At 37.6% G+C, this 22,900-nt stretch carries 20 protein-coding genes; 15 read left to right on the forward strand and 5 right to left on the reverse strand.

Annotation, left to right across the window (positions count from 1 at the left end; genetic code table 11):
• Positions 1-16 precede the first annotated feature (16 nt).
• The 3 genes from WAZ07_RS06870 (at position 17) to WAZ07_RS06880 (ending at position 1,897) form a co-directional block, all read left to right on the forward strand.
• Positions 17-691: a site-2 protease family protein gene (locus WAZ07_RS06870; RefSeq protein ID WP_090916162.1), complete on the forward strand. Its 675-nt coding sequence runs from the start codon at positions 17-19 to the stop codon at positions 689-691.
• A gap of 16 nt (positions 692-707) precedes the next feature.
• On the forward strand, positions 708-1,217 hold the full coding sequence (locus tag WAZ07_RS06875; RefSeq protein ID WP_090916160.1) for a YwhD family protein: 510 nt from the start codon (positions 708-710) through the stop codon (positions 1,215-1,217).
• A 140-nt stretch (positions 1,218-1,357) separates the two neighbouring features.
• Positions 1,358-1,897: a GNAT family N-acetyltransferase gene (locus WAZ07_RS06880; protein WP_336471856.1), complete on the forward strand. Its 540-nt coding sequence runs from the start codon at positions 1,358-1,360 to the stop codon at positions 1,895-1,897.
• Between the two features lie 79 nt (positions 1,898-1,976).
• Here the strand turns inward: WAZ07_RS06880 and WAZ07_RS06885 are convergent, their stop codons facing one another.
• Complete coding sequence (locus WAZ07_RS06885) at positions 1,977-4,034, reverse strand: transglycosylase domain-containing protein (RefSeq protein ID WP_336471857.1); 2,058 nt, start codon at positions 4,032-4,034, stop codon at positions 1,977-1,979.
• A 273-nt stretch (positions 4,035-4,307) separates the two neighbouring features.
• A complete protein-coding gene (locus tag WAZ07_RS06890; RefSeq protein WP_336471858.1) occupies positions 4,308-5,033 on the reverse strand; it encodes a glycerophosphodiester phosphodiesterase in 726 nt (241 codons plus the stop codon).
• 154 nt (positions 5,034-5,187) lie between these two features.
• Here WAZ07_RS06890 and WAZ07_RS06895 point away from each other — a divergent pair, with 154 nt between their 5' ends.
• The 7 genes from WAZ07_RS06895 (at position 5,188) to argS (ending at position 12,316) form a co-directional block, all read left to right on the forward strand.
• On the forward strand, positions 5,188-5,595 hold the full coding sequence (locus tag WAZ07_RS06895) for a MerR family transcriptional regulator (protein ID WP_336471859.1): 408 nt from the start codon (positions 5,188-5,190) through the stop codon (positions 5,593-5,595).
• A gap of 5 nt (positions 5,596-5,600) precedes the next feature.
• A complete protein-coding gene (locus WAZ07_RS06900) occupies positions 5,601-6,755 on the forward strand; it encodes an MFS transporter (RefSeq protein ID WP_336471860.1) in 1,155 nt (384 codons plus the stop codon).
• A gap of 185 nt (positions 6,756-6,940) precedes the next feature.
• Positions 6,941-7,768, forward strand: coding sequence for a polyamine aminopropyltransferase (gene speE, locus WAZ07_RS06905; protein WP_336471861.1), 828 nt, complete (start codon positions 6,941-6,943; stop codon positions 7,766-7,768).
• A 465-nt stretch (positions 7,769-8,233) separates the two neighbouring features.
• On the forward strand, positions 8,234-9,109 hold the full coding sequence (speB, locus tag WAZ07_RS06910; RefSeq protein ID WP_090916150.1) for an agmatinase: 876 nt from the start codon (positions 8,234-8,236) through the stop codon (positions 9,107-9,109).
• Between the two features lie 539 nt (positions 9,110-9,648).
• Positions 9,649-10,008, forward strand: a complete 360-nt coding sequence (locus tag WAZ07_RS06915; RefSeq protein WP_336471862.1) for a YxeA family protein — start codon at positions 9,649-9,651, stop codon at positions 10,006-10,008.
• A gap of 200 nt (positions 10,009-10,208) precedes the next feature.
• Positions 10,209-10,646: a YwiB family protein gene (locus WAZ07_RS06920; protein WP_336471863.1), complete on the forward strand. Its 438-nt coding sequence runs from the start codon at positions 10,209-10,211 to the stop codon at positions 10,644-10,646.
• Positions 10,646-12,316 carry an arginine--tRNA ligase gene (gene argS, locus WAZ07_RS06925; protein ID WP_336471864.1) on the forward strand — a complete coding sequence of 557 codons (1,671 nt, stop codon included), beginning with the start codon at positions 10,646-10,648 and terminating at the stop codon, positions 12,314-12,316. Before WAZ07_RS06920 ends, argS begins: the two co-directional genes overlap by 1 nt.
• A gap of 1,304 nt (positions 12,317-13,620) precedes the next feature.
• On the opposite strand, the gene WAZ07_RS06930 is transcribed toward argS, so the two are convergent.
• Positions 13,621-13,857 carry a hypothetical protein gene (locus WAZ07_RS06930; RefSeq protein WP_336471865.1) on the reverse strand — a complete coding sequence of 79 codons (237 nt, stop codon included), beginning with the start codon at positions 13,855-13,857 and terminating at the stop codon, positions 13,621-13,623.
• Between the two features lie 319 nt (positions 13,858-14,176).
• Here WAZ07_RS06930 and WAZ07_RS06935 point away from each other — a divergent pair, with 319 nt between their 5' ends.
• On the forward strand, positions 14,177-16,690 hold the full coding sequence (locus WAZ07_RS06935; protein WP_413788872.1) for a Cna B-type domain-containing protein: 2,514 nt from the start codon (positions 14,177-14,179) through the stop codon (positions 16,688-16,690).
• A 182-nt stretch (positions 16,691-16,872) separates the two neighbouring features.
• Here the strand turns inward: WAZ07_RS06935 and WAZ07_RS06940 are convergent, their stop codons facing one another.
• Together WAZ07_RS06940 and map are read right to left on the reverse strand one after the other, a co-directional pair.
• Entirely contained in the window at positions 16,873-18,273 is a 1,401-nt protein-coding gene (locus WAZ07_RS06940; protein ID WP_336471867.1) for a M28 family peptidase, read from the reverse strand.
• A 289-nt stretch (positions 18,274-18,562) separates the two neighbouring features.
• Positions 18,563-19,357 (reverse strand): type I methionyl aminopeptidase, encoded by a 795-nt coding sequence (map, locus tag WAZ07_RS06945; RefSeq protein ID WP_336471868.1) that lies wholly within the window; start codon positions 19,355-19,357, stop codon positions 18,563-18,565.
• Between the two features lie 146 nt (positions 19,358-19,503).
• Between map and WAZ07_RS06950 the strand changes: the two genes are divergently transcribed.
• Genes WAZ07_RS06950 through WAZ07_RS06965 form a run of 4 tightly spaced genes read left to right on the forward strand, consistent with a single transcriptional unit; the run spans position 19,504 to position 22,865 of the window.
• Positions 19,504-20,406 (forward strand): ABC transporter ATP-binding protein, encoded by a 903-nt coding sequence (locus WAZ07_RS06950; protein ID WP_336471869.1) that lies wholly within the window; start codon positions 19,504-19,506, stop codon positions 20,404-20,406.
• On the forward strand, positions 20,403-21,137 hold the full coding sequence (locus WAZ07_RS06955) for an ABC transporter permease (RefSeq protein WP_336471870.1): 735 nt from the start codon (positions 20,403-20,405) through the stop codon (positions 21,135-21,137). The genes WAZ07_RS06950 and WAZ07_RS06955 overlap by 4 nt, the downstream gene beginning before the upstream one ends.
• Before the next feature lies 1 nt (position 21,138).
• Positions 21,139-22,266, forward strand: coding sequence for a sensor histidine kinase (locus WAZ07_RS06960; protein WP_336471871.1), 1,128 nt, complete (start codon positions 21,139-21,141; stop codon positions 22,264-22,266).
• On the forward strand, positions 22,263-22,865 hold the full coding sequence (locus WAZ07_RS06965) for a response regulator transcription factor (RefSeq protein WP_090917979.1): 603 nt from the start codon (positions 22,263-22,265) through the stop codon (positions 22,863-22,865). The genes WAZ07_RS06960 and WAZ07_RS06965 overlap by 4 nt, the downstream gene beginning before the upstream one ends.
• Positions 22,866-22,900: the final 35 nt, after the last annotated feature.

Genomic DNA, 22,900 nt, shown 5'->3' on the forward strand with positions numbered 1-22,900 from the left:
AAGAGGGAGATGAAGTATGGATAATTTCTTTAGATACCCATTGCATGAGTTACCGTTGTTAGCTCTTGCAGTTGCAATAGCACTCTCTGTACATGAGTTTGCACATGCATATGTTGCTTATAAATTTGGAGATTTAACAGCGAAAAATCAAGGGCGTTTAACAATATCGCCCCTTTCTCATATCGATCCGATTGGCGCAATCGCATTCTTGTTTATCGGTTTTGGGTGGGCGCGCCCTGTACCGGTAAATCCATATAACTTTAAGCGTCCGCGCCTTGCGGGAATTTGCGTTTCGATTGCGGGGCCAATTAGTAACTTATTACTAGGTGCTTTCGGACTTACTGCCTGGTATAGCTTGCTGAAATTTGGAATTATTGAGGCGGTTCCAGTAGCAGTAGGAGAGACACTATTTCAGTTCTTTCAAATTTTTATTGGGATTAATATAGTTCTGTTTGTTTTTAACTTGTTACCAATCCCGCCGCTAGATGGTTACCGTGTTGTGGAAGATTTAGCACCGACCAGCATACGCGCGAAAATGACGCAATATGAAAAATACGGTTCGATCCTTTTATTAATTCTTGTCATTACACCGTTAGATCGATATACGATTCAACCAATATTTCAAGTTGTCATTCCGCACATTTTAGGTATATTGCATAATATAATTGGACCATTATTCGGATTGTATTAGAAGAGGAGGCTTTTCTATGGCAGAGAAAAAGAAACAAATCGGTTTTAATATTATTAAAAATGATTCTACAGATGGACACGGCGGCTTTGGAGTCGGCGCATTAAGTCTTGAAAATATTTCTCCTGTTATTATTGATGTAACAGAAGGAACAGCAGTTGTGGATATCGGAGCAATGCATGCACGCAGTGCTGTTGAAAAAGGAATTAAATTTTTAATCAATAAAGAAGAAGTACCAAATGCAAAACCGTACTGGCTCGTTTGGGTAACAATTGAGCGCACGGAAAAAGGCGCGTATTATGCAGGTGTAACTGCATGTGAGATGACAGTAGACCGTGAAATTCGCCGCGGTTATAAATCACTTCCTGAGCATGTAAATAAAATGGATAAATCATTAAAGCGTCACATTATGGTTGATCATATGGATGAACCTTCTAAAAAAGTGCTTGGAACATTCTTAAAAGAGCATAATGAGGAGCTATGGAATCTTTCTAGTGAGAAATTACGTAGTGAATTGTTAGGAGAATAATAGGCACCCCTTTCTTATTGAAAGGGGTTTTTTGTTTGTTTGAAAACATCCTTTTAATTGAATAGTGCAGGAAATGCTGATATTTGTCAGAAAATATATATTTAAATAGAAAATTAAGCGGTAGAGGTGGAAATATGAGAATGAGTGGAGATTCTATTTTTGTAAAAAGTTTAGAAGAATGTGATGCAGAAGCTATGATGCATTTGGAATCGAAAAACCGAGACTTTTTTCAACTGTATGCAGCATTACGAGAGGATGATTTTTATACGCTAGAGGGTCAAAGGGAGCATATCAGGAAAGGGAATGAAAAGCAGGAACTTGATGAGCAGTATTCATTTGGCATTTATCTAAATGAAACTGGAGAATTAATCGGATCTGTTACATTGTTTGAAGTACTACGCGGCCCTTTGCAAAGGTGTTTTATTGGATATACCTTAGATAAACATCATAATGGGAAAGGATATATGACAGAGGCTGTTAAGCTAGTCGTGTCTTACGCATTCGATGAGCTAAAGTTTCATCGGATTGAGGCGGGCGTTATGCCGCATAATATAGGGTCAATAAAAGTTTTAGAGAAATCAGGGTTTCATAAAGAGGGAATTGCAAGGAAAAATGTAAAGATAAATGGAAGATGGGAAGACCATCAAGTATTAGCGATTGTAAATGATAATGATGAATAGAAGCGTCATATAAGAAAGAAAAGGGAACGTGAGAAATAACGCTCCCTTTTCGATTAAGGTTTCACTTTATACATTTTCATCACCAAGGAAAATACTTCTTCCACCAGCTTGGTTTATTTTTTTCTTTCTCTTTTAGCACTGCCTCAAATTCATCTTTTTCATCAATATGATCCATGCAGTACTCCGTTGGCTCAGTCCCTTTTACAAAATACATTTTGACAGAAACAGGGCACCCTTTCGTGGCGATTTTCCCGTTTTCAGGGTTAATGTTTAATGCGACTACATTGGCTGGTTTTTTAAAGTCTTGTTTTGGAGTTTCTTCTAACCCTTGCTCCATAATCGCTGCCCACATATTTTTTGCATAGACTTGCTCAGCTGGGTTAGAGATTGTTTTTTGTTTATCATAGCCGACCCAAACGCCTGTTACGAGATCTGGTGTAAAGCCAATCATCCAGCTATCTGTCTCGGTTGAACCGGATTTTCCAGCGTATGTGCGGGATAACTTTGGAATAAGGGTTTGTCCAGTGACGGAGGCGTAGCTATTTAGCTTTTTATTAAACATGCCCGTCATCATTTCTTCCATTACAAAGGCATTGTTCTCATCAAGAATTTGTTTATTTTCTAAATGAGAATCATACAAAATGTTGCCGTCATGATCGACAACACGCCGAATAAATGTTGGTTTCACTTGTTTGCCGCCGTTAGCAAGCATGCTATAAGCGCTTACCATTTCAAGAGGCTTTACAGGAGATGTTCCGAGCGCAAGTGATGGGACATCTTTTAATGAACTTGTAATTCCAAATTGCTTCGCCGTTTTTACGAGTGATTCTTCTCCTAAGAAAAGATGTGTTTTTACAGCGTATACATTGTCGGAAACAGCAATTGCTTGCATCATTGTAATGAAATTATCGGCGTAGTAGTTTTTATAATTGGTCGGCTTATATTTTGAAACACCATCGCCTAATGTGAACACAGTATACTCACTTTTTAAGCGAGTTGCTGGTGTAAATCCTTGTTCAAGAGCGGCGTAATATAAAAAGGGTTTAAACGTGGAACCTGGTTGCCGATATGCTTGTGTTGCCCGGTTGAATTGGCTTTTTTTATAATCACGTCCGCCGACAAGAGACATTACTTCGCCGGTTTGAGGATTTATAGATACAATAGCTGTTTCTATCTCCGTTGTACTTGGAATTGTGTTGTTTACTGTACTTTCAGCAATTGTTTGAAGTTTCGGATCTAGCGTTGTGTATACACGCAGGCCGCCGCGTGCTACCGTTTGCTCATCAAGACCAGCATCATTGATGAGAGAAGCTTGTACGGCATCTTGAAAGTAAGGCGCTATTTCTGCTACTGCTTCTTTTTCAAGTGAAGCAAAGCTGAGTTGTTCTTGTTTTGCCGCTGCAGCTTCTTTTTTGGTTATATATCCTTGTTCGACCATTTCATTTAAAATAAGAGCTTGTCTTTCTTGAGCCCGGCTTTTATGCAAATAGGGAGAATACAAACTTGGTCCTTTTGGAATACCTGCAAGCATACTTGCTTCTGCTAAATTTAAATCTTTCGCATTTTTATTAAAATAGAGACGTGCCGCTGCCTCGATTCCGTAGGCACCGTGCCCGTAGTAAATTGTGTTTAAATATCCTTGTAAAATATCATTTTTATTGTAATTCACTTCTAGGCGAATGGTGTACATTGCTTCTAACAGCTTTCGTTTCCATGTTTTATCGTGATCCAAATATAAATTACGTGCGTATTGCTGCGTAATTGTACTTGCGCCCTGTACTTTTCCCATCGCTTTAATGTCGGCAATCACTGCCCCGCCTATGCGCTTTAAATCAAAGCCATGATGTTTATAAAAGCGCTGATCTTCAATAGAAAGTGTTGCCTCCCTTACGTAAGGTGAAATATGATCGAGTGATACGTTATAACGTTCCTGCGCCCCGTGACTTTGCCCCATAACTGAGTCGTTATTTGCATAAAAGATAGTTGTTTGTGGGACCGCAACAGGTGGTGGTCCTAAAATTTTCGCAACGAGTAACAAAATAAAAATAGTGAAAACAAAGAAAAGGACACCTGATAGTAGTGCAGTAAGGAAAAAGCGCATATATCTCGCATGTTTTTCATTTGCCGTAAGTTCCATTTCTTTTGTCACCCCTCATAGCATACTTTTACTAGTATTGAGGTTTTTGGTTGTTTTTAAACTATATAAATCCATTTTGGCTTTTTGACATATAGATTGCTTCTATGCAGAAAAAAGATTCTGCTACTGTCTTTCTCTTTTTGTTTGAACATCGCATGTGGCAGAAATAGGATCTGACCGCTTCTACGCATGGCTAGACGCTCTCGCCCATCTAAAAAGAAAAGGATTTTTATGTCGGTTTTTCGATTTGTATATATATAAAAGAGCTTCTTATTAAGAAAGAAGCTCAAAGGCACGTGTTGGCCAGTCCGTAATGATGACATCAACGCCGTAATCTATCATCTTTTGTAAGTCTTCGTATTCATTAATTGTATAAGGACGGAATACATATCCTTGTTGCTGGGCTGTTTTTACAAATTCTTTTGTGAGTAATTCAAAGTTTGGATGGAGGCCATTAGCCTGTCTTTTCTTTGCTTCAGCAATTGGATCAGCAAGCGGTTCATCGTATAAAATTGCACGGGGAATCTCTGGTGCTAAAGCTGCAAGGAGAGCAACCGATTCATGATTAAACGAAGAAAATACAATTTGATTAGAAAGATGAAATTCACGAACAAGATCTACGACTTTTTCTTCTATACCAGGATAACGAATGACATCTGTTTTTAATTCAATATTTAATTGCAGTGTTGTTGTAGAAAGCCAAATGAGCACTTCGCGAAGCGTTGGAATTTTTGCTTCATGAAAAGAAGAATCCTTGTAACTACCAGCATCAAGCGCTTGTAACTGCCGGACATTTTGTTCACAGACAAGACCCTTTCCATTTGTCGTTCGGTCCACAGTTTCATCGTGAATAACAACAATTTCTCCATCCTTTGATACATGTACATCAAGCTCAATGCCATGCGCACCAACGCGCTCAGCTTCTTGAAAAGCAATCATAGTATTTTCTGGGTGTGTACTTCTCACACCGCGATGCGCAAAAATAAGTGGTTGTTTCATACATAATGAATTCTCCTTCTCATTTTTTTAATTCAATTATGAAACTGAACGATTGAAAAGACAACCTTTGTAGGAAGAATTTACAAAGGTGTAATAGTTGCATAAAAGTTAACGTTAACGTAAAATGTAATAATGTTAGGGAGGAGGAATAGACGTGTATAAAATTGAGGAAGTTACAAAACAAACTGGTTTAACAAAGCGAACTCTTCGTTATTATGAGGAAATTGGTTTAATTCATCCACCAGAGCGCAGCGAAGGAAATATTCGCTTATATACGGACGAAGATGTGGAGAGGATAAAAAAAATTGTAGAAGCGAAAGAAGTATTAGGTATTACACTTCAAGAAATGCAGTATTTCTTATCGCTTAAAGAACGGATGGAGCAAAGAAGAAATAGCGATAATCCGCGCGACCGAGAAGTTATTCAAGAAATAGCAAATATGCTGACAAATCAAATTGAGACGCTAGACAAGAAAATGTTACAAATGAAGCGTGTGAAAGAAGAATTAGAACATAGCTTGAAAAGAGCAACGAAGTTTTTAGAAGAAACAAGAGGAGAATGATTCATATGGAGAGTAAACAACGAGTTGGAAGACTCATTACAGTAGTTGCTACGTTTCTTGCCTTTTCGGGCATTGGAGTAGTCGATCCAATTTTACCAATCATTGCAGAGAAAATTGGTGCAACGCATTGGCAAGTAGAAATGTTATTTACAGCTTATATTTTAACGATGGCCATTATGATGCTGCCAGCTGGGCTTCTTGCAGCAAGGTTTGGTGATAAGCGTATGATGACAATCGGTCTTGCGGTTGTAACCATATTTGCATGTATTTGCGGATTATCACAAACCATTGCACAGTTATCCATTTTTCGTGCTGGTTGGGGTTTAGGAAATGCGATGTTTTTTGCGACAGCGATGACATTATTAATTGCGCTCAGCAAAGAAGTGCATGAAGCAGTTGGATTGTATGAGGCTGCGATTGGTTTAGGTATGGCGGGAGGTCCGTTGTTAGGTGGTTTATTAGGTGGATACTCTTGGCGTTATCCATTTTTTGCGACAAGTGTTTTAATTGGTTTAGCATTTATTCTCGTTTTCTTTTTTGTAAAAGAACCAGAGCGCAAAGTGAAACGTCAGTCAGCTGGATTGAAAGAATTACTTAACTTGGTGAAGTATAAACCTTTCATACAAGGTGCCATCTCCGGGATGTTATATTACTATGCTTTCTTTGTTGTTTTGGCGTATTCACCGCTTATTTTACATTTATCTGCTATTCAGCTTGGGTTCGTCTTTTGCGGCTGGGGTCTTGCATTAGCGTATGGTTCTGCTAAACTTGCTCATCGATTAGAAGAGAAATACGAACCAAAAATGTTACTGCGTTATAGTTTACTGGTGTTTGCTGGCTTTTTAATCTTATTATTCTTCGTACAAGTAATGTGGTTACAAATTGCACTTATCGTTTTATCAGGACTAGCATCTGGTCTTAATAATGCATTATTTACAAGTTACGTAATGGATATCTCGCCTTATGAAAGATCTATCACATCTGGTGTATATAACTTTGTTCGTTGGTTAGGCGGAGCAATTGCACCGATTTTATCTGGAATTCTCGGTCACGTGATTTCACCGCAAAGTCCGTTTTTAGTAGGAGGAATTGTTGCGCTAGTTGGATGTGTGATGATTTGTCTGCCGATTCGAGAAAATGAGAGAAAACCCCTTTCCTAGGAAAGGGGTTTCTTACTGTTTTATACATAATTGACCAAATATACGAACAAAAACAACTTGTTTCAAATATATTTACGGTATTTTTATAATTTTTAACTATACATTTTATATGTTTTGTTTTATTTTTGTTAGGGGACATTAATGGTGTCCACATTATAAATTGCAATGAAAGGCGTGATCGCACAATGGAACTATGGTTCACGGAAAAACAAACAAAGCATTTTGGAATTACAGCGCGTATTAACCGCACTTTACATACGGAGCAAACAGAATTTCAAAAGCTTGATATGGTTGAAACTGAAGAATTCGGTAACATGCTTATTTTAGATGGCATGGTTATGACAACACAAAAGGATGAGTTCGTATATCACGAAATGGTAGCGCACGTACCATTATTTACACATCCAAACCCTGAAAACGTTCTAGTTGTTGGCGGCGGTGATGGCGGTGTTATTCGTGAAGTATTAAAACACCCAAGTGTGAAAAAAGCGACACTTGTTGAAATTGATGGAAAAGTAATCGAGTACTCTAAAAAGTACTTACCAGAAATTGCTGGTGAATTAGAAAACCCGCGCGTAGATGTAAAAGTAGGCGATGGCTTTCTGCACATTGCTGAAAGTGAAAATGAGTATGACGTAATTATGGTTGATTCTACAGAGCCAGTAGGCCCAGCTGTAAACTTATTTACAAAAGGATTCTATGCTGGAATCTCTAAAGCGTTAAAAGAAGATGGTATTTTCGTAGCGCAAACGGACAATCCTTGGTTCACACCAGAATTAATTTCAAACGTGTTTAAAGACGTAAAAGAAATTTTCCCAATTACACGTTTATACACAGCAAACATTCCAACATACCCAAGCGGACTTTGGACATTCACAATTGGATCTAAGAAGCATGATCCACTAGAAGTAAGTGAAGAGCGTTTCCACGAAATCGAAACGAAATATTACACAAAAGAACTTCACAAAGCAGCGTTTGTATTACCGAAATTTGTTGGAGATTTAATTAAGTAAGAAAAGCGGAGCCGACTGTTCAGGCCTGATGGCTAAGGTTCTTTCCCACAGAAGGGGCTTTTTGCCTTCTCGTGGGGAAGGTTCTTAGACGGGAGGGCCTAGGAGGCGGAGCTGGACAGTAAGAAAAGCGGAAGTGGCTCGCTCAGAATGAGAGGGGGATGGAGCTCCTGAGAGAGAGGCGTTTTTTGCCTCAGAGGAAGGCGCGAAGCCACCGAGCATTCTAGCCACTGAAGCTAGACAGTAAGAAAAGCGGAAGTGGCTCGCTCAGAATGGGAGGAGGATGGAGCTCCTGAGAGAGAGGCGTTTTTTGCCTCAGAGGAAGGCGCGAAGCCACCGAGCATTCTAGCCACTGAAGCTAGACAGTAAGAAGAACGTGGTAAATCGATAAAGAGGAGCAAATGGCTCCAAATTTGAGACAAAATGAAAGGTTGGGATACCTTAAGTTCCAGATAGGAGGAAAAGAATATGCGTTTTGATGAAGCTTATTCAGGTAAAGTATTTATTAAAAGTCATCCAAGTTTTGAAGATGCTGAGGCAGTTATTTACGGGATGCCAATGGATTGGACAGTAAGTTATCGTCCAGGTTCTCGTTTCGGCCCAGCACGTATTCGTGAAGTATCAATTGGACTAGAAGAATATAGTCCATATTTAGATCGTGAACTAGAGGAAGTTAAATATTTTGATGCTGGTGATATTCCGCTTCCTTTCGGTAATGCACAGCGTAGCTTAGACATGATCGAAGAATATGTAACAAAACTATTAGATGCTGGTAAGTTTCCGCTAGGTCTTGGCGGTGAGCACTTAGTGTCTTGGCCAATTTTTAAGGCGATGGCCAAAAAATATCCAGATTTAGCAATCATCCACATGGATGCTCATACAGATTTACGTGAGTCTTATGAAGGTGAGCCTTTATCTCACTCTACACCAATTCGTAAAGTGTGCGATTTAATTGGCCCAGAAAACGTATATTCTTTCGGTATTCGTTCTGGTATGAAAGAAGAATTCGAATGGGCAAAAGAAGTTGGTATGAATTTATACAAATTTGATGTATTAGAACCATTAAAGAAAGTATTGCCAACACTTGCAGGACGCCCAGTCTATGTCACAATTGACATTGACGTATTAGACCCAGCTCATGCTCCTGGTACAGGAACATTAGAAGCTGGCGGTATCACATCAAAAGAACTATTAGATTCCATTGTTGCAATTGCAAATTCAAATATAAACGTAGTTGGAGCAGACTTAGTAGAAGTAGCTCCTGTATATGATCACAGTGATCAAACACCGGTCGCAGCAAGTAAATTTGTGCGCGAAATGTTACTTGGATGGGTGCAAAAATAAAGTGAAGCCGACTGTTTAGGCCTGGTGGCTAAGGTTCTTTCTTGCAAAAAGTGTTCTTTACTTTTTTGGCGGGGAAGGTTCTTAGACGCGAGGGCCTAGGAGGCGCAGCTAGATAAAAATAAAAGCGAAGCTACCGAGTATTCTAGTTACCAAAATTAGCTAGAAAGTAAACTTTCTAAAAAGGCTATTTCGAACGAATTTGAAATAGCCTTTTTTGTGTTGTTTTTATATAAATCGATTTTGATTTTTCAACATATAGATTGCTGCTATGTAGAAAAAAGGATCCTGCACTTGCTTTCTCCCTTTGTTTAAACTTCGCATGTGGCAGAAAAAGGACCTGACCGCTTTTATGCATGGCCAGATGCTCTTGCCTACCAAAAAAGAATGGTTTTATGTCGTTTTTAAAATTTCGATTTATATAGTTAACTTTCCTTACAATGATGTAAGGAAAGTGTAAGAGAAATCGATAGAGACTATCTTTTGTACATTTTATACTGAAGATAATATAAGGAAGTATTATGTAAGAGGTGAAAAGCTTTATGCGTATGATGTTAAAAGTTGTAACAGTATTTGTTATTTTATGCGGGGCAGGAGCCTTTTATTTACAATCAAAAACAGAAGGTGTGCAAGCCTTTGTAGATAACTTTTTTTCAAGTAAGGAAGTAAAGGAATGTTATGCTGTCACAAATCAAGGTGAGAAAAAAGGGGATCAGTATTTGTATGCCTTTACTGCTTATGATAGAGAAGGGAATAAGCAAGTTGTAAAAAAAATGATAAATCGTGAACTGCGACGTGGAGAATATTTGAAAATCTATGCAAAAGGTAGCCAAGCAAAAGGTTGGGCAGAAGCGCGGGAGAATGAAGTACCAGTGAAAGTGCTAGAAAAGCTGAAGAAATAATAAAAACTCCAAGTTTATAATGAACTTGGGGTTTAATGTTTTACAAGGATAATGGTTATAAATTGTTTTTTGAAATACAGCTTTTGTTAGGTTTCCTAATATTTCAGCAGACAGAAACTGCACTTTTTTGATATGATAGGAAAAGTGATTTATTATAAGTTTTATGTAATATCTATAACATTTTGAAAGGTGTGCAGGACGTGGAGAAGCAACTTGCAGGCTTACCAGTACAAGTTCAATTTGTAACGGAAGTTCGTGAGGGAGTTCGAAAGGAAACTATTGCTTTTGATGTAAATGGTCTATACTATGTAAAAGGTCAAAGTACATATGTAACGTTTCAAGAGCCGAACGAACAAGGCGAAGTGAAGACAATTATTAAAATCCAAGATGATCAAGTTCTTATTATGCGTTCGGGTGCTGTTTCGATGCGCCAAACTCATAAAAAAGGTGAGTGGACAACAGGAACGTATACGAGTGAACTTGGAACGTTTGCGTTGCAAACGAAAACGGATAACGTCCTTTTTAAATGGTCGGAAGAAAAGAAAAAGGGACAACTCTTTCTAACGTATGCATTGCTTCTAAGTGAACAAGAAGCAGGCCGATATACAATTACCATTAATCTTAAGGAGGCAAAATAATGAACTCTTTGGAACAAGTAAAAGAACTCATTAAAGAGGAAGTTAAAGCTGCTGTAGTAAAAGCAGAATTAGCGACAGAAGAACAAATTACAAACGTTGTATTAGAAACACCAAAAGATAAAACACACGGTGATTTCTCGACAAACATGGCGATGCAACTGGCACGTGTAGCAAAAAAAGCACCTCGTATGATTGCAGAAGAATTAATTGCAAACTTTGATAAAGCAAAAGCTTCTATTGAAAAGATCGAAATTGCGGGCCCTGGTTTTATTAACTTTTACATGGATAACAGCTATTTAACAGATTTAATTCCAACGATTATCACAGCTGGTGAAGCTTATGGTGAAACAAACGCAGGTAAAGGTGAAAAAGTACAAGTTGAGTTCGTATCTGCAAACCCAACAGGTGACCTTCACTTAGGACATGCACGCGGCGCAGCAGTTGGTGATACGTTATGTAATGTATTAGCAAAAGCAGGTTACCATGTATCTCGTGAGTATTACATTAACGATGCGGGTAACCAAATTCATAACTTAGCGCTTTCTGTTGAAGCACGTTACATGCAAGCGTTAGGTTTAGAAAAAGAAATGCCAGAAGACGGTTACCACGGTGCTGATATTATCGGTATTGGTAAGCAACTTGCAGAAGAATTTGGCGATCGTTACGTACATGCAGATGCAGAAGAAAGCTATGAGTTCTATCGTCAGTACGGTTTAAAATATGAATTAGAAAAGCTTCAAAAGGACTTAGCAAGCTTCCGCGTTAACTTTGACGTTTGGTATTCTGAAACATCACTATACAAAAACGGTAAAATCGATGAAGCTCTTGCAGTATTAAAAGAGCGCGGGGAAGTGTTTGAAGAAGAGGGCGCAACATGGTTCCGCTCTACAACTTATGGTGACGATAAAGACCGCGTATTAATTAAAAACGATGGTTCTTACACATACTTAACGCCAGATATTGCGTATCACCGCGATAAATTAGAGCGTGGTTTTGATAAATTAATTAACATTTGGGGTGCTGACCACCACGGTTACATTCCTCGTATGAAAGCAGCAATTCAAGCGCTTGGATACGATAAAGATACATTAGAGGTAGAAATCATCCAAATGGTACAACTATATCAAAACGGTGAAAAAGTAAAAATGAGTAAACGTACAGGTAAAGCTGTTACACTTCGTGAGCTTATGGAAGAAGTAGGCGTGGACGCAATGCGTTACTTCTTTGCAATGCGCAGCGGTGACTCTCATTTAGACTTTGATATGGACTTAGCCGTATCAAAATCAAATGAAAACCCTGTATACTATGCACAATACGCACATGCACGCGTATGCAGTATTCTTCGTCAAGGTGAAGAACTTGGTTTAGCTGCAGACGGTGATGTGAACTACAAACTAGTTGCATCTGAGAAAGAAGTAGACTTATTAAAGAAACTAGGCGAATTCCCAGCAGCAGTTGCAGAAGCAGCACAAAAACGTCTGCCGCACCGCATTACAAGCTATGCATTTGATTTAGCAGCAGCACTTCATAGCTTCTATAATGCAGAGAAAGTATTAAACCAAGATAATTTAGAATTAAGTAAAGCTCGTTACGATTTAATGCGTGCAGTACGTATTACACTTCAAAATGCATTAGCATTAGTTGGAGTATCTGCACCAGAGAAGATGTAATGAATAAAGTGAAACTTCCATCAGTGGAGAGCTTTTTCATCTCCCACTGATGGTTAGCTCGCCCAATCGGGGTCTTACTGCTCGTTAATGCGGGATAAAAGGGAAAATACCCCTTTACTTAGAAGTGATTACAAGTTGATATAAAAATATCTGATCAGTCTATAGGCTGATCAGATATTAAAGAAATAAGAACTTTGGAAAGCTTAAGCAGAAAAACGATAAAAAAGCCATCTTTAAGAAATCGATTTCAGTTTTCTATTCTAAATATATTTGTCAAAAATGTGTTATATTGATAAGAAAAAATGGGAAATAGTGCTTGATTATTGCTTTTTTGTAATTGTTTTAGAATAATAGGTTGTGGGAATGATTTCTTTTTTCAGGAGGGGATATGATTAGAAAATTGTCTAATTGTTGCAAATGACGTTGCTACAGCTACGCCAAATATTTAAAATAACACTTCATCTAACCAAGAGTCTAAACTATTAGTAAGTAATCTTGAAAACTTCCAACCTAGTCAAGAAACTAGGGGTTACATGTCTAAAATGTATAAATACGAATTAAAAAACGACAAAAAAACCCTCTTTTTTAGGTAGGCGAGAGCATCTGGCCATGCATAGAGGCGATCAAGGCCTTTTTCTGCCACATGCAAGGGTGAAAACAAAGCGAGAAAACGCAGGGTCCAGGTCATGCTTTGTTCTGCATAGCAGCGACTTATGTGTTGAAAAATCAAAATGAATTTATACAGTATATGCGGTACAATTTAATTTTTTGTGATTTGATAAGAGTAATGGAAGGATATAAATCTCTCAGATTCGATATTATCATCAATTATATAGATATGTCAATATTTTAACATTTGGATTTATTGTCTTTTTAGAAAAACTAATGATTCTTATCAAGTAGATGAAACGTATATATAAGTTTAGTTTAATTCCTCGACATAGACATGGAACCAATTAGGCGAAGCACATTTTCTCGACACTCATTTATATACTCCAAAAATGAAAAGACCGACTTTCGTATTTCTGTACGATGCGTATGAACTCGGTTGGCAATTACACTCTTTTTTTATTACCCCAAAATTTGTTCTACTATATTCAGATTTGGAGAATATGACTTTCATCCACATAGACAAATAATACTTATTATAACGCTGAGGTTGAAATACTTCTTGTTTTTCTTGTCAGTTTGTTTCAGTGTGTAGGTCGGTTGTGTATCTAAACATAAGACGTTTTAACAAATGACTGATTTCACCTCGATTCATGGTCACAGAAAACGTATCTTCAATGACATTCTTTAGTATACTAGCACGTTTTAAAGCTGCGATTTTTTTCGGCTTGTGTCATACGCTGCAGTGCTTGTTCATCTTCAGGGGAATAAGTATGGAAGTTGACTAGATGCATATTTGTTGTGAAATAGCTCATCATATTGCCCACGCTAAATTTTTTTACGTACATAGCAATCATTTTGTGATGAATGTGAAGAGGTTTTGCAATCTCTACGACATAATACCCTTGCATAATAAGACGAATGATTGTCATGAAGGCTTTTTAAATTTCCTTTTCCTGACTTTGAATTTGTTCTATTGTTCGTTCATTCGCTTATTTGTCCTTGTTAAATCGTACAGATCAGAAATTTCACCGTTTAGATGTATTGGAAAAAATCAGATGAATTTATATAAAAGTTAAATTTTAAGTTTCTAAGCAATGGGAGGAGTGAAGAAAGAGAAAAAGATGATAATGGCTATTGAAAATATGTAAGTAAAATAGCGCAATGACATTGAATAATAGAGGCTTTGCTACAGTCTGTTTATTCCAAAATTTTTCTATATTGTAATTCATAAGGAGGTTAACATAGGGCATGTATTTAAAAAGAATCACTTCGATTTTCTCAATTATAATGATTTTTATATTTACTATAGGTCAGAGTTTTATGCCTATAATAGCAAATGCACAAGAGTTAAATACAGCAGGAATTGTGGATAGTTTTAAGATAGGTAAAACAGATCTACAGAGCGGAGAAGTGACTAAAGTAACTATAAACTTCAGTGAAAAAAATGGAGTTAGGCTGAAACCTGGAGACACACTAACATTAACATTGCCTCCAGAATTAAAAGGATTAGATACAACGTTTAATTTAGATGATTATGGTACTTGTACAGTTACTGCAGGTACTGTGGTATGTACATTTAATGATAAAGTGAATAACTATCAAAATATTAAAGGGTATCTAAACTTTAAAGTGCAAGCTACTAATGTAGGAAAGGATCAAAAGAAAGAGGTTGAAACCAATTTTGGTACAAATTTAGATAAGCAAACTGTAATAATTACCGGTCCAAACGGTGGTGGTGGTACAGATCCTGGAGAGAAACCGTTTTTTTATAAAACTGGTGATATGCTCTCAGGTAAGGACAATGAAGTGCGTTGGTTCTTGAATATAAACTTAAACAAAGAATATTTAAGTCGTGATATTGTTGTGACTGATAGCTTACAAGAAGGTCAAACACTTAATAAAGATAGTTTCTATATAACTATTGATAATTACACAGGCCGTTCATCCTTATCACTTCAAGAATTTGTAACTAAACGTTATGGAACTATTACGTTTAATAGTGATAACTCATTTAAAGTTGTGATTTATAAGGATAAAGCACATGCTACCGCATTTACGATTGGTTATACAACTACTATAACGGAAAGCGGCAAGAAACAAGAATATTTTAAGAATGACTATAAAATTGATTACCAAATTCTATACAAAGACCCAGTTTCTGAGTCGGGTAGTTACCAAGTCGAAAATATGACAGCTGGCGGTGGTGCAGAAGGTAACAAGGTTCCAAAAGGAACGCTAAGAATTGTTAAATATATTGAAGGAAATGAAGAAAAAGTAATACCAAATGTTTCATTTAAGTTGTATAAAGAGTCGGGTGAACAAGTTGGAGATGTATATACAACAGATGGACAAGGTATGATCGAAATCACTAATTTACAACCAGGAAAATATTATGTGCAAGAAGTTTCAGCTCCAAACTATATTGATTTTGATCCTCAAGCAAAAGTAGATTTTGAAGTTAAATCAGGTGATGTAAACGGAATTAAGTTGCCGATTTCGAATAAAGTGAAAACTACATCCGTTACAGGAACAAAAACTTGGAATGACAACAATGCGAAAGATCGTCCAAGCACAATCAAAGTCGACCTAGTACAAAACGGTAAAGTGGTAGACACGAAAGAAGTAAGCGAAGCAACAAACTGGAAGTACACGTTCGAAAATCTCCAAGCATACGATGCGAATGGAGTAGCATACAAGTATGAAGTGAAAGAACAGCCAGTAGACGGATATCAAACAGAAGTAAAAGGTTATGACATTACAAATACAAAAGTGGGCCAAACAAAAGTAGAAGGAACGAAGACGTGGAAAGATGATAATGCGAAAGATCGTCCAAGCACGATCAAGGTAGATTTACTACAAAACGGTAAAGTAGTAGACACGGAAGAAGTAAGTGAAGCAACAAACTGGAAGTATACGTTTGAAAATCTCCAAGCATACGATGCGAACGGAGTAGTATACAAGTATGAAGTGAAAGAACAACCGGTAGACGGATATCAAACAGAAGTAAAAGGTTATGACATTACAAATACAAAAGTGGGCCAAGCAAAAGTAGAAGGAACGAAGACGTGGAAAGACGATAATGCGAAAGATCGTCCAAGTACAATCAAAGTCGACTTACTACAAAATGGCCAAGTAATCGCAACACAAGAAGTAACAGCCGAAAAAGGTTGGAAATACGAATTTAAAGATTTGGCGGCATACGATGCGAATGGAGTAGCATATAAGTATGAAGTGAAAGAACAACCAGTAGACGGATATCAAACAGAAGTAAAAGGTTATGACATTACAAATACAAAAGTAGGCCAAACGAAAGTAGAAGGAACGAAAACGTGGAAAGACGATAATGCGAAAGATCGTCCAAGCACGATCAAGGTAGACTTACTACAAAACGGTAAAGTGGTGGATACGAAAGAAGTAAGTGAAGCAACAAACTGGAAGTACACGTTTGAAAATCTCCAAGCGTACGATGCAAATGGAGTAGCATACAAGTATGAAGTGAAAGAACAACCAGTAGACGGATATCAAACAGAAGTAAAAGGTTATGATATTACGAATACAAAGATTAAGGAACCGACATCTGAAGTTCCTAACGAAAATACAAATAACGATCCAAAAGTTCCATTTAATAAAGAAAACGATAAGACGACAGTATTACTTCCTAAAACAGGAGGAACACCAGCGGAAATGATTTCAATTGTTGGAGGTATGGTATTGTTCGTTTTAGGTGGAATTCTATTCGCTCGTCAACGAATTAAACAATAAAAAACTTTAGATTATTATTGATATCCCCTTTAGGGAATCATTCAAAAAACTTCACGGAAAGATGAAGGGAAGAATGAAGCTTGAAGGGGATTTTTTGTCTTTTCTTTAGGTGTCGCACTTAATAATACAATTCGCCTCTCAATAAAAAAGCCACCAGTTCTAGATGGTGGCTTTGAGGATAATTAAGCAGCTTTTTGTTCTTTTTGTACAGCAGGTTTTTGAAGAACATTATAGACACCAGTACCAATGACTTCTAACGCCATTTTCATACGTTCTGGTGAAATGTTTTCTAACACATTATCTTGTGGTGTGTGGTATACCTTTTCAATGTGATAGATAAGTGGATCCCAGCTATCTACCCCCATCCAAATGAATAATGCTGAAGGGATGCCAGCGTAAGCAAATGGCACATGGTCACTGGAACCAAATTTTCCTTGAAGAACAAGGTCATTATTTAACTGTTTACTAGCATTTAATGCTGCATCTGTTACAAGATTCGTAGAACCGTCAGGAGTCATTGCATATAAATTTTTTGCTTTATCATAATTTGTAGCAACCATATCAGCATTGAAAACACCTAAAATACGATCACGTTCTTGTTTTGATAAGTTATCAACGTAGTGCTCAGAGCCAAAAAGCCCCATTTCTTCTGAACCGAAAGCAATAAAGCGGATTTCTTTGTCAGTTTCTACATTTTGGAATGTGCGAGCCAATTCTAATAATAATCCAGTTCCAGAAGCATTATCATTTGCCCCGGGTGCCCCGGCAACGCTGTCATAATGAGAACTTACGATGACAGCTTTTTCATTTCCGGCGCTATTTTTCGGTTTCTTTTTTGCGATGACATTTAGAGATTGTAAGTTTGATTCATGTCGTGCCTTTAAAGAAAGAACTGTACTCCCCTTTTTTGCTAATTCTTCTTTGAAGGCATTTCCTTGTGCATAAGCAAGGCCAAATACAGGAATTGATTGTTTTTTTGTTAATCTTGGCTTGAAAGTTTGTCCATAGTTGCCACGTCCACCAATTAAACTATACAAGAGAACGCCTTTTGCACCTTTTGCTACAGCATTTTCCACTTGTTTGTTATAGTCTTCTACTGTTTCTCCTTTTTCAAATAATACAATTTTTCCGTTTACTTCATTCGGGATTTCTTCTAGTTTTGTCCCATTTGGAACAAAGATTAGAGGAGCAGTAACAGCTTCAGTTGAAATAAGAGAATTTGGTGCAGCACCTGTTTGCCAATTTCGGGAATGGGATAGTGGAGAATCAATAAATCCCACGTATTGATCTGGTACAGCAAATGGTTGATATTCTACTTCATATCCCATTGCTTTTAATTTCATTCCGACATAACGGGAAGCCCACTGTTCTGCTTGAGTTCCGCCAGGGCGGGGGCCAATTGTTTCAGATAAAAAGCGAACATGTTCAATTGCGCGGTTGGAATCAACTTTTTCAATAATAGGTGAAACTTTTCCATTTTCTGAAGGGGAATCAGCTTTTGCTTGTCCAAGAGGGGCTAATCCGGCAGTGAGTGATATAGCAAGCAAAGAGCTTACTACTTTTTGTTTTAATGATCTCTTCATATTTTCTTCTCCCATTCTTCTATTCTATCTGACTGACAAAAGAAGACGGATAACGACCTTATTCTATCTTTTATTTTTTGTATTTTCAATCAATTGATGTTGAGAAATAAAAACAATAGATATTCTATAGTTTATATATTTTGTTTAAAAAATATATAATATCATCTTAGAGAAAGGTTCGCTTTTTTGTTTGAAGGCCCCTAAATTGTATGTCTAGTGTATTCGAACTTTAAATTATGTAGAGAAAAAGGAATGCATCATTTCTGAGTGCATTCCTTTTATTCGGTATTTATAGCGCTGTTAAAATAATTGGTTCACCGCGGGTTACAACGATTGTATGCTCGCACTGTGCAACAAGGCTGTTATCTGGTGTGACAAATGTCCAGCCATCATCACCGCGTTCAATAATATGATCTGCGCCCATCGATACGAATGGTTCTACTGCTAAGACAAGTCCTTCTTTTAAGAGAGCGTTATCCATTGGATCAAAATAGTTTAAAATGTGATTTGGTGCTTCGTGTAAGCTAAGACCAATGCCATGTCCTGTTAAGTTTTGAATGACCGTATAACCATTTTTACGAGCATCATTGGCAACCGCACGACCAATTTGATTTTGTTTTGCACCAGCTTTTACTTTTTTCATGGCTGCCCAAAATGCACTTTCAACAGCAGCGCAAAGTTTTTCTTTTGCTTCGTCTTGTCCAAGAACAAATGAAATACCTGTATCTGCATAGTAACCATCAAGTGCCGCAGATACGTCGACGTTTACTAAGTCGCCTTCTTTTAGGACACGGTCTCCTGGGATGCCGTGTGCAACTTCTTCATTGACGCTAATGCAAGTTGTCCCTGGAAAATCATATTCTTTTTCAGGTGCAGAAATAGCACCGTGCTCATCTAATACTTTCTTACCGATTAAATCAAGCTCTTTTGTTGTCATGCCTGGTTTCGCTTGTTTTTTCATTTCCTCGCGAGCAAGCGCAACGATGCGACCGATTTTTCGTAAGCCTTCTAAATCTTGTTCATTGCGAATAATCATGAAAACCACTGTCCTTCCTCGAATGTACATCTCACATGATTGTATCATGTTTGTTTTTGTCCTGCTACTGACGTGGAAAGTCACTCATTTTAAGATTTCCTGACATTTGTCATATTCATGTCATGACGTCTCGTACTGTTTTCCACCTCTTCCAATTTATACAATATAAATATAAGAACGACGGAGGTGGGGAAATGGAACAGATAATTGAAGTAAATGGTGTTTCAAAAACATTTAAACATAAAAAAGCAGTAAATAACGTTTCATTTACAGTAGCGAAAGGAGAAATCGTTGCATTACTTGGACCGAACGGAGCGGGGAAAACGACAACAATTTCGATGATGCTTGGATTAAGGGATCCTTCAGAAGGAAAAGTTTCTATCTTCGGTAAGAGCCCAAAACACCGAGATGTTCGCAATCGCCTTGGAGCAATGCTGCAAGAAGTGAGCGTCATTGATAGTGTGTCAGTAGAAGAAGCAATTGATTTGTTTCGTAGTTATTATACGAATCCAATTGCAAAAGAAACATTACTTAAGTTATCAAATTTAGAATCAGAAAGAAAGCAAAGGTGTGAAAAGCTATCTGGCGGGCAAAAAAGACGTTTAAATTTTGCACTCGCGCTTGCTGGGAATCCCGATTTACTTTTCTTAGATGAACCAACAGTAGGGATGGACATCACGTCTAGAAAAAGCTTTTGGGATACAATTCGAAAATTGGCAGATGAAGGAAAAACAATAATTTTAACAACACATTACTTAGAAGAAGCAGATGCATTAGCAAATCGAATTTTATTATTTGCAAATGGAAAAGTGATTGTTGATGGAACACCAGATGAGATGAAAGCAACAATTTCTCAAAAAACAATATCGTTTTATGTAAAAGAGGAAGTGCCGACGAGTATGCTTCGTAGCCTACCTCATGTTACAAGTGTCCAGTGGCATGAAAAGCGTGTGGTGCTGACAACAGATGATCCAGATGCTACGATACAGGAAATTTTTAACAAAAATTTGCCGGTCATGGATATTGCTGTGGAACGGGGCAGCCTGGATGAAGCTTTTGAACAGTTTGTTGCAAATCAGAAGGAGGGAATTGCATGAGAGCGTTTTGGATGCAATGCAAAATAGAAATATTACGTACGTTTCGCAATAAATTATTTATCTTTTTCTCATTATTAATGCCGGTTATGTTTTATTACATTTTTACAAATGTGGTGCCAGTGCCGCAAAACGGAGATGCATGGAAAGCACACTATTTAATTTCGATGGCTACTTTTAGTATTGTAGGAACAGCACTCTTTAGTTTTGGTGTTCGTCTGTCACAGGAAAAGGGGCAAGGGTGGACACAGCTTTTACAAATTACACCGCTGCCAGAGGGAGTATATTTAGCAGCTAAAATTATTGCTCAAACGGTTGTAAATGCTTTTTCAATCATCGTTATTTTCATCGCGGGTATAGTCATGAATGATGTACAGTTAACAATTGGACAGTGGATTGGCGCTGGATTATGGTTATTGGTTGGTGTTACACCATTTTTAGCACTTGGAACAATTATCGGTGCAATTAAGAAAGCGGATGCGGCTACTGGACTAGCGAATATATTAAATATGTGTTTAGCGATTCTAGGCGGCTTGTGGATGCCGATTGAAATATTTCCAAAGACGTTAAGAAGCATTGGGGAATGGACACCGACATATCATTTTGGAAGTGGAGCTTGGGACATTGTTGCTGGCAAGACAATTGGTTGGGAAAATGCGGCAATTTTGGGAGGTTATTTTATCGCTTTTGTTGTACTATCAATATATATAAGAAAAAGACAGGAAGCGGTATAAAATGATCGAAAAGAAGCAGTTTGAAATTTTTCCAAAACATATGGGATTTTTCCCTTATATATGGCTCGTATATTTGTTTTTTCCTCTTTACTACCTGATGGGGCAATCAGGATGGAAATTGATATTAGGAGGCGGGATGCTTATACTCTTTGTTATTGCATACCGCCAGCTTTATTTTGTGCCAAAGAATTATGTGATGTGGGCCTGTATTCAAATTGTAATTACGTTCTTATTTAGTACGTTTTATAACCCATATATGATTTTCTTTGGGTTTTTTATAGCCAATGCAGTGGGATTTGCACCGACAAAAAAACAATTTCGATTGTTATTTTTCTTTTTGATCGTCATGATTGGTTCTTTTATGTTGGTGAATATGCGCGTGTTTATAAATACGTCTGCCATAACTGCAATCCCGATGTTTATTTTAATGATTGTTACACCATTTGGCATGCGGAATTTTAATCAAAAAAAGATATTAAGAACACAATTAAGTGAAGCAAATGAACAAATTCGCGATCTAGTGAAGCGCGAAGAACGTCAGCGTATTGCAAGAGATTTACACGATACGTTAGGACATACGTTATCGCTTATTACATTAAAAAGTCAGCTTGTTGAGAAGCTGATTGTGAAAAATCCGGAACGCGCTTGTCTAGAGGCAAAGGAAATTACGCAAACATCAAGAACGGCGTTAAAACAATTACGAGAATTAATTTCTGATATGCGGATGATTACTGTCGAAGAAGAGTTAGAGCAAGTGAAGGTAATTCTTCAAGCTGCTAGTATGTCGCTTGAGGTGCACCAGGAGACAAGTACGAATGTATTATCGCCGCTAGAACAAAACATTGTGGGAATGTGTTTACGTGAAGCGGTGACAAATGTGGTTAAGCATAGTAAGGCAACAGAGTGCGTGATTTCGTTACTTGAAGCACAGGGGAAATTGATCGTACAAGTAAAGGATAATGGCATTGGATTACAAAAAAATCACGATGGGAATGGTATTCTTGGCATGAGGGAGCGATTGGCTCTTATTGATGGAGTACTTAAATTAGATGATATTCATAATGGAACGATGTTAACGATACATGTTCCAATTGTTATAAGAACAGGGAAAGAGGGTGTGCGTGCATGATCCGAATCATCATTGCAGAAGATCAGCGTATGCTTCGCGGAGCGTTAGGAGCTTTACTAGATTTAGAGGATGATATTGAAGTTGTTGGGCAAGCGGAAAACGGAGAAGAGGCTTTAAAGCTAATTGAAACATTGCAGCCGGATATTAGTATTATGGACATTGAAATGCCGATTCAAAGCGGGCTGGATGTTGCTGAAACATTACGGAAGCAGCAATCATCGTGCAGAGTTATGATTTTAACAACATTTGCTCGTCCCGGTTATTTTGAGCGCGCAATGAAAGCAAATGTACATGGATATTTATTAAAAGATAGTCCGAGTGAAGATCTTGCAGCGGCAATTCGTAATGTTATGAATGGAAAACGAGAAATTTCTCCTGAGCTTATGTTTGGACTATGGCAAGAACAAAATCCGTTAACAGATCGGGAAAAAGAAGTTCTCCTATTAGCGAAAGAAGGAAAGACGACAAATGAAATCGCAAAAACACTATATCTTTCATCTGGAACCGTTCGAAATTATATTTCGGATGTTTTAACAAAGTTGGATGCAAAAAATCGGATTGAGGCGATTACGATTGCAGAAGAAAAAGGGTGGATATGAAAAAAGATGTTTACCAATGTGAATCGGTAAACATC

Origin of the sequence: Bacillus bruguierae, assembly GCF_037104725.1 — a bacterium.
GTDB lineage: Bacteria > Bacillota > Bacilli > Bacillales > Bacillaceae_G > Bacillus_A > Bacillus_A bruguierae.